We start from the raw sequence: 12067 nt of genomic DNA, 5'->3' as shown, positions 1-12067 counted from the left end.
GAGATCCCGATGGGGTGGTCCAGGCGGTAGCCCCCAGTTGGGGGCAAGCGAAACCTGGGATGCGGTGGCACTGTATGCGACTGAGTGACTCTCAACTTGTTGGGGGTCCCTTGCGAGCCGGTCGTACGGCTCTCACCACACCGAGAATCCGTTGTCCATCCCGAGCAATGAGGATCATGTGACTGAAAAGCTGCGCGCCGCCGTGATCGGAGCTGGTTATTGGGGGCCGAACCTTGCCCGTAACTTCCGGTCCAGTACACGGTGGGAACTTGCCGCCATTTGCGACCTTGATCGGGCGCGGGCGACCCGTCTAGCCGAACAGGGCGGCTCACCCCGGGTGGAGACCGCTCTCGCCGACGTGCTCGCAGACGAGGACATCGATGCAATCGCCATCGCGACCCCCGCAGGTACGCACCATCGCATCGCAATGGCGGCGCTCGCCGCGGGAAAGCACGTGCTCGTCGAGAAACCCCTCGCCGATACCGTGGAGCGCGGGGAAGACATGGTGAACTTGGCCGCGGAAAACGGCCTGGTTCTGATGGCGGATCACACCTATTGCTACACACCCGCGGTGCTCAAGATGCGCGAATTGATTGACGAGGGGGCTCTGGGCGAGATCCTCTTCATCGACTCCGTGCGCATCAACCTCGGGCTGATCCAGCCCGACGTGGACGTCTTCTGGGACCTCGCCCCTCATGACCTCGCAATCATCGACTTCCTCCTCCCCGGCGGTCTCCGACCGTTGACCGTGTCCGCGGTCGGCGCCGATCCGCTGGGATCGGGCAAGGCCTGCGTCGGCTATCTCACCCTGCCCCTGCCGCACGGGGCGATGGCTCACGTGCACGTGAACTGGCTCAGTCCAACCAAGATCCGCCAGATGATCGTCGGCGGCACCAAGCGCACCCTCGTCTGGGACGACCTCAACCCGCAACAGAGGCTCAGCGTCTACGACCGTGGAGTAGACCTCGACCTACAGGCCTTGGACGGGGTCGAACGCAGGGCGGCCACTGTTTCGTATCGCTTGGGTGACACGTGGTCCCCGGCGCTGCCGGAGAAAGAGGCCCTGGGCTCGATGGTGGACGAATTTGCCGAGGCAATCGGCGCCGGGCGACCGGCCCGCACCGACGGCCAGGCCGGCCTGAGGGTCCTCACGATTCTCGACGCCGCGCAGCGTAGTCTCGCCGGAGCCGGCACCGCAGCCCGGGTAGGCGCTGACCTCGCCCTGGCCGGTGACCACCCGTGAGGGCGGCGCGTTGTTGCCGGGTAATCAACCCCCATTCGGGGGTGTGTGCCTGATGCCGGCCCATGGCACTGTCACCTCTGTGAGAACCCACTCCGCCATTCAGCCCTCGATGTCGTCACGCCTGCGGGCGATGCTACTGGCGCTCTTGATGGTCTGTGGGCTCCTGGTAGCGGTACCGGCACCGGCGCAAGCGGCTACCGGATGTGCCGCGGCGGTCAACCCGGTCACCTGTGAGAATGCGCTCACCGGCACGAATCCGTCGGTCTGGGACATTGAAGGCTCCGGCGACCCCAGCATCCAGGGTTTCTCGACCGATATCAGTGTGAACGTCGGTGGAACGATGGGGTTCAAGATCGACACGAACGCCCGCGCCTATTCCATCGCGATCTACCGCACCGGGTGGTACCAGGGGCTGGGCGCACGCAAGATCGGCAACGTCACCCCCTCGGCTACCCTGCCCCAGTCCCAGCCGGCCTGCCTGAGCGACGTGAGCACTGAGCTGTACGACTGCGGTGCGTGGGCGCTGTCGGCATCCTGGACCGTGCCGTCCGATGCCGTATCCGGCGTCTATTTTGCACTTCTCACTCGCGCCGATACCGGCGGTCAGAGCCACATCACCTTCGTCGTGCGCAATGAGGCGAGCCGTTCAGCCGTACTCTTCCAGACCTCGGACCCGACGTGGCAGGCGTACAACACCTACGGCGGATCCGACTTTTACCAGGGCGCGGCGAACGGCCGGGCTTACAAGATCAGCTACAACCGGCCTGTGGCGACCAGAGACGGAATCGGCGGCCGGGACTTCTATTTCAGCAACGAATACCCGATGGTGCGCTTCCTGGAACGCAACGGGTATGACGTGTCTTATTTCAGCGGGGTGGACACCGATCGATACGGAGCGGCCCTGAAGAACCACAAGGTGTTCCTCTCGGTCGGACACGATGAATACTGGTCCACCGGGCAGCGCGCGAACGTCGAGGCGGCAAGGGACGCGGGCGTGAACCTGCAGTTCCTCTCGGGAAACGAGGTGTACTGGCACACGAGGTACGAGGCGGCGACGGTGGGGACCCAGACCGCTTACCGCACGTTGGTGTCTTACAAAGAAACCTGGAGCAACGACAAGATCGACCCCAGTTCCGAGTGGACCGGCACCTGGCGGGATCCCCGCTTCGCCTCCCAGGCCAACGGCGCAGGCCGGCCGGAGAACCAACTCACCGGAACTCTCTTCCAATCGAATTTCTCTGACCTGCCAGTCACGGTCTCCGCGACCGAGGGCAAGTACCGGCTCTGGCGAAACACGGGTCTGGCCAACATCGCGAGTGGGTCGACCGCCGTGCTCGCGCCGCACACCGTGGGCTACGAATCGGATGAAGACCTCGACAACGGCTTCAGGCCCGCCGGATTAATCACCCTTTCGACGACGACGGGTGCCGTACCGGAGTATCTGCAAGACTTCGGCACCGTTGTAACGCCCGGAACAACCACCCATCACCTCACGCTGTATAAGGCGCCGAGTGGAGCACTCGTGTTCTCGGCCGGGAGCGTGCAGTGGACCTGGGGACTCGACCAGACCCACGACGGTGACGGCGCACCAGCAGACGTTCGTATGCAACAGGCCCAGGTCAACCTCCTAGCCGACATGGGCGCGCAGCCCGGTACTCTCGCATCCGGCCTCGTCGCGGCAACGGCCAGCACCGACACGGCCGCACCGACCTCAACGATCACCAGCCCGGCGGCCGGGAGCTCTGCGGCCAACGGGTCCTCGGTGACGGTCACGGGCACCGCGGCCGATACCGGCGGCGGCAGCGTTGCCGTGGTGGAGGTCTCCACCGACGGCGGCACCAGCTGGCACCGCGCGACGGGCACGACCGCGTGGACCTACAGCTATATTCAGCAGGGCGTCGGTGCCGCGAGCATCCGAGTTCGTGCCGTTGACGACAGCGCCAACTACCCGGCAACGCCGCTCGTCCGCGCCGTGGCCAGCACAGGCCCATACTCGGTCTTCGGGCAGCAGACTCCGGCGACGCCTGACGCTGGGGACGGCTCTAGTGTCGAACTCGGCCTGCGCGTGACGCCCAGCCAGAGCGGCTTCATCTCCGGGGTGAGGTTCTTCAAGAGCGTGGCCAACACTGGTACTCACAACGGGTCGTTGTGGAGCGCCGCTGGCGCACGCCTGGCCACGGTCGTGTTCTCCAACGAAAGCGCCTCCGGTTGGCAGACTGCCACTTTCGCCACGCCCGTCGCGGTTACCGCAGGCGCAACCTACGTGGTCTCTTACTCTGCACCGGCCGGGCATTACGCGGCAACGAACGAATATTGGGCATACCGTGGCAACCCGGCGGCCCCACTCACGGTTGCTGGCGGATTCGGTGCAGCACCCCCTGGGGTCTATAACACCACCATCGGCGAGTTCCCCAGCAGCAGTTACCAGCAGGGCAACTACTTCGTGGATGCCGTGTTCACCGCCTCAGACACCTCCGGCCTGGCCGCCACCAACCAGTGGCCGCTTCCCGGAGCGACGAGCGTGGCGGTAGACACCACGATCAGCGCCGTGCTCTCCCGTGACGTGACGCCGGCCTCCGTGGCCTTCTCGGTGAAGGACCAGCTCGGTGCGGCGGTAAGCGGCAGCGTCTCGTACAACGCGACCACCCGCACAGCCACCTTCACCCCGGCGACGGCTCTCAGCGGGTTCGTCACCTATGCGGTGACGTTGTCAGCCACCGCATCAGTTGGTGGAGGTGCGCTCACCACCGGCGGCACCTGGTCGTTCACCACGGTGCGACCGCCGCCCGTCGACGGTCTGTGCCCGTGCGGTCTCTACACGGATGCCACAACCCCGACGATCCTGCAGGTGTCCGACCGGACCCTGGTCACTCTCGGGGTGCGCTTCTCGAGCTCGTCCGCCGGGACCATCTCCGGCATCCGCTTTTACAAGAGCGCGGGCAACACAGGAACCCACACGGGGACATTGTGGACCTCCGGCGGAACCCAGTTGGCCACGGCGACTTTCAGCGGAGAGACCGCTTCGGGCTGGCAGACGGTGACCTTCACCACGCCGGTCGCGATCACGGCGGGGACCACCTACGTCGCTTCGTACGTCAGTCCGACCGGAACATACTCTGCCACCCTGGGTGAATTCAGTGGCACGGGGGTGACCCGCGGGCCGCTCACGGCCGGCACCAGCGCCGGCGCGTACACCTACTCGTCCGGATTCCCCAGCGCCCAGTCCGGTGCCAGCTACCTCGTCGACGTGGTCTTCACGAACACCGCGGCACCGATCACTGTGACCAGCCTGAGCCCACCAGACGGGACTGTCGATGTTGACCCGGCTGCGAAGGTCGCGGCCGTGCTCTCGACCGCCATTTCACCCGGGTACGCCCTGAGCGTCGCGGCGGGGACAACGGCAGTGGCCGGCACCACGAGCCTCTCGGCGGATGGGAAGACCGTCACCTTCACGCCGACGCAGCCGCTCCCGAACGACGTCTCGCTCACGGCGACACTGAGCGGGGTGACGTCCACGACGGGCGCCGCCCTGGCGACCAAGTCCTGGAGCTTCCGGACCAGGGCCGCGGCCGGGTCCACGACATACAGCCTGGTCGCCTCGGCCACGCCGACGGTGCTCGCCGCCACCGACGACCCGTCCGCTGTGGAGCTGGGCATGACCTTCAGCTCGTCTCAACCGGGATCGATCAGGGCGATCCGATTCTTCAAAGGCGAGGGCAACACCGGCACCCACACCGGATCGATCTGGTCATCTGCGGGTGCGCGTCTGGCCACAGTGACCTTCACGGGTGAAACGGCGAGCGGATGGCAGACCGCGCAGCTCGGCACCCCGCTGGCGATCAGCGCCGGCCAGGAATACACGGTTTCGTATTTCGCCCCGGTCGGCCGCTACTCCTACACCTCGTCGTACTTCACGCAGGCACGAACGAGCGGCCCCCTGACCGCATCCGCGACGACCAACGGACGCTACCTCTATGGCACCGCGGGCGGTCGCCCGCTGTATTCCTGGAACGCCTCCAATTACTTCGTCGACGTCGTCTTCGCCCCGTAGCGGGCACAGGCCGGCCGTCAACGATGTCCAATGACCGACACAAGCAGGAGTAACTCATGAGCGAAACACCGGGGGGCCCTCATCCGAGCGGACGACGAACACAACGACACGATCACCGGGGCAGATCGGTTCGGCCGGTGACCGGTCACGAGCAGAACCCCGCCGCCGATCTGGGCGGCAGCCGAGTCCTCGTGACCGGCGGCGCCGGGTTCATCGGCAGTCACCTTGTCGACACGCTCCTGGCCCGCGGGGCCGCGCAGGTTCGGGTGCTGGACAACCTGGTCAACGGCACCCGGGAGAACCTGGCCCATCTTGACGACAACCCGTCCGTCTCCCTGATCACCGGTGATGTACGGGACCGTGCGGCCAGGGATGCCGCCCTCACCGACATCGACATCGTCTACCACCTGGCCTGCCTCGGTGTGCGCCACAGCCTGCACGACCCGGTGGAGAACCACCTCGTCAACGCGAGCGGCAGCCTCGACATGCTGATCAGCGCGCGGGAGCACGTAGTGGACCGGTTCATCTACGTCAGCACCAGCGAGGTTTTCGGCACCGCCCAATATGCCCCGATGGACGAACAACACCCCACTTGGCCGGAGACCGTCTACGGGGGAGGGAAACTCGCCGGAGAGGCCTACGCCCGGGCGTTTTATCGCACCTACGGCATGGACACGGTCGTCGTGCGGCCCTTCAACACGTACGGGCCGCGCAGCCACTTCGAGGGTGACAGCGGTGAGGTCCTGCCTCGCACCATCGTGAGATTGCTCGCCGGACACCGGCCGCTGATCTTCGGTGACGGCGAACAGACCCGGGACTTCATGCACGTGTCCGACACGGCCAACGCATTGGCACTGCTGGCCAAAGCCTCCGGCGCAGCCGGCCAAACCCTCAACCTCGGGTCAGGAACCGAGGTCACCATGAACGAGCTGTGCGCGGCCGTCGCGCTGGCCGCCCGCCGGCCCGACCTGACACCGGAACACGTCGAAGCCCGGCCGGGCGACGTGCGCAGACTCATCGGCGACCCTACCCGGATGCGAACGCTCACCGGGTTCGAACCGCGCGTCGGATTCGACGACGGCGTCGCCCAGCTCGTCGACTGGTTCTCGAACAACCGGCAGACCCGATCCGAGATGCTCGACCGAGTCGCCGACCGCAACTGGCTCACCGGGGCGGTGACCTGATGGAGCGCATCAACGTGATGAAGCCGTGGATGGGCGCGGAAGAAGTCGCCGCGGTCACCGAGGTCATCGAGTCCGGCTGGGTGGCACAGGGCCCCAGGGTGGCCGCCTTCGAAGCCCAGTTCGCCCTGGCAATGGAAGCGCCGCATGCGGTCGCCACCTCCAACTGCACGACGGCGCTGCACCTGGCACTGGTCGTGGCCGGAATCGGCGCTGGTGACGACGTCGTGCTCCCGTCGTTCTCTTTCATCGCCACGGCGAACGCCCCGTCCTACGTGGGTGCCAGAACGGTTTTCGCCGACGTGGACGCCCGTACTGGTAACGTCACCGCAGAGACACTCCGGCTTGCCCTGACCCCCCGCACCCGGGCCGTCATCGTGGTCGACCAGGGCGGTGTGCCCGTCGACCTCGATCCGATCAGGGCGCTCTGTGACGACCGCGGGATCGTCGTGATCGAGGACTCTGCCTGCGGCGCCGGGTCCACCTACCGCGGCCGGCCGGTTGGCGCGGGCGCAGAACTGACCGCCTGGTCCTTCCACCCGCGCAAGATCCTCACTACGGGCGAGGGCGGCATGCTCACGACCACACGACCCGACTGGGCCGCCCGGGCGCGCAGCCTGCGGGAGCACTCCATGAGTGTGTCCGCCACCGATCGCCACGCCTCCGTTCTGCCGGTGGTCGAGGAATACCCCGAGATCGGCTTCAACTACCGCATGACCGACCTACAGGCCGCGGTCGGCATCGTGCAGCTTGGGCGCCTGCCCGAAATCGTGCGCCGGCGCCGGGAGATCGCGGACGTCTACATCGACGCGCTCTCCGGTGTCAGGGGACTTCGTGCCAGCACCGACCCGGCCTGGGGCACGTGCAATTTCCAGTCGTTCTGGATCGAGGTGGGCTCCGATTATCCTCGCTCGCGGAACCAACTACTCAAGCAGTTCGCCGACGCCGGGATCTCGGCCAGGCCCGGCATCATGGCCGCCCACCGGCAGTCCGCTTATCGGAACCGCGACACCGGCTCGGCCGACCTCGGCGTTACCGACTGGCTCACCGAAAACACTCTCATCCTGCCCGTCTACCACCAGCTGACCGACACCGATCAGGAACGGGTCATCGACTGCCTGGTCAGTCAACTGGCGGTACGCCATGGTTGATCTGCTCTTGCTCGGTGCGAGCGGCCTGGCACGGGAAGTGCTGGCCGTGCTGGCGGGCGAGCACTATACGCGAGAGATCGCTGTACTCGACGATCGGGCCGAACTCAGGCACACCCTGGTCGGCGGCGCCCCGGTGCTGGGGACCATCGATGAGGTCGGGAACTATCCAGAAGCGGCCATCGTCATCTGTGTCGGACGAGGAACCCGGCGCGAGACCATCGCGGCCCGATTGACCCTGCTGGGCGTCGCTGACCACCGGTACGCGACCGTCGTACACCCCGCAGTCGAGATCCCTCCCGGCTGCGTCGTCGGGGCGGGCAGCATCCTCTTGGCCGGTGTGGTCTTGACCGCCTTGGTCCAGGTGGGACGTCACGTTGTTGCCATGCCGCACGTGACGCTGACGCACGACAACGTCGTGGCCGACTTCGCGACCCTGTGCGCCGGAGTGACGCTGGGCGGTTCGGTTCGGGTGGGGCGGGGCGCCTACCTGGGTATGAACGCCAGCGTTCGCGAGAACGTGACGGTGGGAGCGGGAACGGTGCTCGGTATGGGTGCGGTGCTCCTCACCGATCTTCCGGACGGGGAGACCTGGGCCGGCTTGCCGGCACGATCACTCGGCAGGCGGGCCCAGTGAGGATCCTGGTGTCCCCGGCCCGCATGGAGGTCGGCGGCAGTCAGACCAACGCGGTGGAGCTTGCCCGCGGCGTGGCCGATCTCGGGCACGACGTATCGATGTTCGGACCCGAGGGTCCACTCGTCACCATGGTCGATGACCTCGGCCTCCATTACACGGTCGCGCCTGACGATCAGCGATGGCCATCGCGCCGGAACATCTCTGCCCTGACCGCGCTGGTGCGCAGCCGCCGAGTGGACCTCGTCCACGGCTACGAGTGGGGCCCGACCATTGACCTCGCATTCGGTCCGCATCGCCGACTCGGGGTCCCCCTTGTCGCCACGGTACTGTCGATGTCGGTGCCGGATTTCCTGCCGCGGCACTGCCCCCTCGTCGTTGGGACCGCGGAGCTGGCCGAGCAACAGGCCCGCCGGTTCGCACGGGTGAGCCTGATCGAACCGCCGGTGGACACGACACGGAACGCCCCCGGTGACGTGGCCGCCGCCAGGCGCCGGTTCGGCTTCCGGCCCGATGACCTGGTGCTCACTGTGGTCGGCCGGATCGTCACCGACCTTGAGAAGGTCAAGGGCGTGCACACGGCGATCGCCGCGGTCGACGAGCTGGCCACCGAACGGCCCGTGCGGCTCCTCATTGTGGGCGACGGAGCCGAACTTCCCGATGTGCGGGCGCACTCCGATGTAGTCAACCGGCGCCACGGGCGAGAGGTCGTCACCGTCACGGGCGGACTGCTCGACCCGCGGGATGCCTACGCCGCAGCGGACGTGGTGCTCGGAATGGGCAGTTCGGCGCTCAAGGGCATGGCGTTCGCCAAGCCGCTCATCGTGCAGGGCGCAGCGGGATTCTGGTGCCTCGCCGAACCGTCGACACTGCAGAGGTTCCTCGACGAGGGCTGGTACGGCCATGGCGGAGCGGGCGCGGCCACCCTACTGGGGATACTGCACCCCCTGCTTCGTGATGCACGCCGGCGTCGGGAACTCGGTACCTTCGGCCGCGACCTGGTGGTCGACCGGTTCAGCCTGGCCAGGGCCAGCAGGGACCTCGTCGAGGTCTACAACGTGGCGCTGGCCGAACCCGGCTCCCGCGCGGCTTCCCACCGGGGCCTGGCCAGCGCCGGAATCCGGCTTGCACGCTTCAAGTTCGCCATGGCGCGCCACCGTGCCGCCGCGTTCGCTACCCGAGCGGGGCGAATCCCCGTCACCGCGAACGGGGCCGCCCGATGACCCCCGTCGAATCGGCCCAGGTGCGCGGCGCGCTGGGTTGGAGCACGATCAGCACCCTCATCCTCAGGGTGGGCACCTTCGCCGTCGGTATCGTTCTCGCCCGGCTGCTGACCCCGGAACAGTTCGGCGTTTTCGCGGTGGCGCTCACTGTGCAGGCGGTCCTGATCACCCTCGCCGACCTCGGCCTGAGCGCGGACCTGATCCGCACCCCCGACCCCAAACGGATCGCCCCGACGGTCGCCACCTTCGGTCTCGCCGCCGGCGCGGTCATGACCGCAGGGATGGCCTTGTCCGCCCACTCCGTGGCCTCGCTCCTGCGCAGCCCGGCCGCCGGGAACGTTATCGTCGTCCTCTCCTTCACACTCCTCCTCGGCGGTGCCGGCCTCGTTCCGTACTCCATGCTCCAGCGGCGCTTCCAACAGAAGCGGCTGTTCCTGATCGCGGCGATCGACTTCGTGGTGGGGACCACCATCACCCTGCTGCTCCTGTGGGCGGGGTGGGGCGTGATGGCTCTGGCCGTCGGACGGGTCGCCGCCCAATCGGTCACCCTGATCCTCCAGTTCGCGCTCTCCGGCGAACGCCCCAGATACGGCATCGATCGGGCTGTCGTGCGTCCCGTCCTCGCCTTCGGTCTCCCGATCGCTGCGGCCAACCTGCTGTCCTGGGCGCTGCTCAACATCGACAACGTCGTCATCTCCCGAATCAGCGGTCCCGTCGCGCTGGGGTTCTATTTCCTGGCCTTCAACATTTCCAGCTGGCCAATGACCGCACTCGGGCAAATCGTACGGTCGGTCGCACTACCCACATTCTCCCGAACCGTCGTGGCCCGAAACGATCCCTCGTTGGCCACCGCGACCTCGCTCACGTGGGCGGTGGCGGTACCGGCCGGCGCGTTCCTCGCGCTCCTCAGCGGCCCCCTCATCGCGGTCGTCTACGGCGACAAGTGGGCCGCCGCAGCGCCGGTGCTCGCGGCTCTCGGGTTGTTCGGTGCCGTCCGGGCGATTTTCGACCTCATCGTGTCCTACCTCCTGTCCAGGGGCGCCTCCCGGGAGGTGCTGGCCATTCAAGTGCTCTGGTTCGTCGTGCTGGTGCCCGCGACCATCTTCGGCACCCTGCGGTGGGGCATCGAGGGCGCCGCCTGGGCGCACCTCGCCGTCAGCCTGGTGATCGTGCTGCCCGCCTACCTCATCGCAGCCCGGCGCTCCGGCGCCGATGTCCGGCTGGTGCTGAAACTCGGCTGGCAGCCTGTCGCGGCCATGATTCCGGCAGCGCTGACCGTCCTGGGCGCAACCCTGCTCCTCCCGAACGACCTGCCGGCGCTCATCGGCGGAGGATTGGCCGGCGGTGCCGTCTACCTCCTCCTCATCTTCAGGTGGGTCCGGGCCCGCATCCCCGCGCGCACGCCCACGCCCGCTCCTGACCCCATCGCTACACCGAACTCGCCCGTGGAAGAGAGAAACTCATGACCGAAATCACCAAGATCCCATTGGTCGACCTCCAGCTGCAGCACGCAGCGATCGAAGACGAGGTCCGGGACGGCTTCGATCGGGTGCTGGCGAGCGGCGCCTATATCCTTGGCCCGGAGGTGGATGCCTTTGAAGCCGAATTCTCTGCCTACTGTGGGATCGGGCACGTCGTCGGCGTGGGAAACGGCACCGACGCCCTGGAGCTGGCGCTCCGAGCCGGCCGCATCGGTCCCGGCGACGACGTCATCGTTCCTGTCAACACCTACGTCGCCACCGCCGAAGCGGTGCTCCGCTCCGGCGCCTCCCTGCGCCTGGTCGATTGTGACGAGAATTTCCTGATCGACCCCGCCGCCACCGCTGCTGCCCTCGGCCCACGGGTGCGAGCCATCATCGGGGTGCACCTCTACGGACAAGCCGCGCCGATGGAGACCCTTCGGGACCTGGCGGGGAACGATGTCCTGCTGGTCGAAGACGCCGCGCAATCACAGGGAGCTCTGCGTCACGGCAGCCGGGCGGGTTCCCTGGGTGATATCGCCGGCACGAGTTTCTACCCTGGGAAGAACCTCGGTGCCTACGGCGACGCCGGCGCCGTCATGACCGACTCCGCCGAACTGGCCGAACGAGTGCGCATGATGCGCAATCACGGCGGTGTCCGCCGCTATGAGCACAACCTGATCGGCGTCAACTCCCGGCTCGATGGGCTGCAAGCCGTGGTGCTCCGGGCAAAACTGGCCCGACTCGACGGCTGGAACCAGTGGCGGAGGGACGCGGCCGCGGTCTACGACGATCTCGTAGCCGACCTTCCCGACGTTCGGGCACCCCGCGTGGTCGCGGGCAACGAGCACGTGTTCCACCTCTACGTCATCCGGGTGCCGCGCCGTGATCTGGTCGTGAACCGGTTGAACGCCGTCGGCATCGGGGCGTCCGTCCACTATCCGGCGCCGGTCCACCTCCTGCCCGCCTTCGCCTTCCTGGGGCAGGGCATCGGCGAGTTTCCCGTCGCCGAGAGTCTCGCGGGCGAGATCATGTCCCTGCCGATCTACCCCGGCATATCCCGCGGCCAGCAGGAACACATCGTGGACGAGTTGCGGCGGGCGATCGAGGCATGAGCGTGATGCGGT

General features: G+C 67.2%; 8 protein-coding genes. All 8 read left to right on the top strand.

Annotated elements, in window-relative coordinates:
• Positions 1–178: 178 nt before the first annotated feature.
• The 8 genes from PA27867_RS15995 to PA27867_RS15960 all read left to right on the top strand — a co-directional run bounded on the left by PA27867_RS15995 (position 179) and on the right by PA27867_RS15960 (position 12055).
• Complete coding sequence (locus PA27867_RS15995; protein ID WP_066598017.1) at positions 179–1243, top strand: Gfo/Idh/MocA family protein; 1065 nt, start codon at positions 179–181, stop codon at positions 1241–1243.
• Positions 1244–1322: 79 nt separating this feature from the next.
• Complete coding sequence (locus tag PA27867_RS15990) at positions 1323–5294, top strand: DUF4082 domain-containing protein (protein WP_335582767.1); 3972 nt, start codon at positions 1323–1325, stop codon at positions 5292–5294.
• A gap of 137 nt (positions 5295–5431) precedes the next feature.
• Positions 5432–6478, top strand: coding sequence for a dTDP-glucose 4,6-dehydratase (locus PA27867_RS15985; RefSeq protein WP_236900744.1), 1047 nt, complete (start codon positions 5432–5434; stop codon positions 6476–6478).
• Positions 6478–7626 carry a DegT/DnrJ/EryC1/StrS family aminotransferase gene (locus PA27867_RS15980; RefSeq protein WP_066598015.1) on the top strand — a complete coding sequence of 383 codons (1149 nt, stop codon included), beginning with the start codon at positions 6478–6480 and terminating at the stop codon, positions 7624–7626. Before PA27867_RS15985 ends, PA27867_RS15980 begins: the two co-directional genes overlap by 1 nt.
• A complete protein-coding gene (locus tag PA27867_RS15975) occupies positions 7619–8260 on the top strand; it encodes a NeuD/PglB/VioB family sugar acetyltransferase (protein ID WP_066598013.1) in 642 nt (213 codons plus the stop codon). The genes PA27867_RS15980 and PA27867_RS15975 overlap by 8 nt, the downstream gene beginning before the upstream one ends.
• 8 nt (positions 8261–8268) lie before the next feature.
• Positions 8269–9480, top strand: a complete 1212-nt coding sequence (locus PA27867_RS15970) for a glycosyltransferase family 4 protein (protein WP_157109263.1) — start codon at positions 8269–8271, stop codon at positions 9478–9480.
• Complete coding sequence (locus PA27867_RS15965; RefSeq protein ID WP_066598008.1) at positions 9477–10946, top strand: lipopolysaccharide biosynthesis protein; 1470 nt, start codon at positions 9477–9479, stop codon at positions 10944–10946. The genes PA27867_RS15970 and PA27867_RS15965 overlap by 4 nt, the downstream gene beginning before the upstream one ends.
• Entirely contained in the window at positions 10943–12055 is a 1113-nt protein-coding gene (locus PA27867_RS15960) for a DegT/DnrJ/EryC1/StrS family aminotransferase (protein ID WP_066598006.1), read from the top strand. The genes PA27867_RS15965 and PA27867_RS15960 overlap by 4 nt, the downstream gene beginning before the upstream one ends.
• Positions 12056–12067 lie beyond the last annotated feature (12 nt).

Origin of the sequence: Cryobacterium arcticum (genome assembly GCF_001679725.1) — a bacterium.
GTDB lineage: Bacteria > Actinomycetota > Actinomycetes > Actinomycetales > Microbacteriaceae > Cryobacterium > Cryobacterium arcticum_A.
This window is presented reverse-complemented; position numbering and strand designations above follow the sequence as displayed.

Bases quoted from the DNA above. Each gene is read 5' to 3' on its own strand.
- PA27867_RS15980 (WP_066598015.1), top strand. From the start codon at position 6,478: ATGGAGCGCATCAACGTGATGAAGCCGTGGATGGGCGCGGAAGAAGTC.
- PA27867_RS15975 (WP_066598013.1), top strand. From the start codon at position 7,619: ATGGTTGATCTGCTCTTGCTCGGTGCGAGCGGCCTGGCACGGGAAGTG.
- PA27867_RS15965 (WP_066598008.1), top strand. From the start codon at position 9,477: ATGACCCCCGTCGAATCGGCCCAGGTGCGCGGCGCGCTGGGTTGGAGC.
- PA27867_RS15960 (WP_066598006.1), top strand. From the start codon at position 10,943: ATGACCGAAATCACCAAGATCCCATTGGTCGACCTCCAGCTGCAGCAC.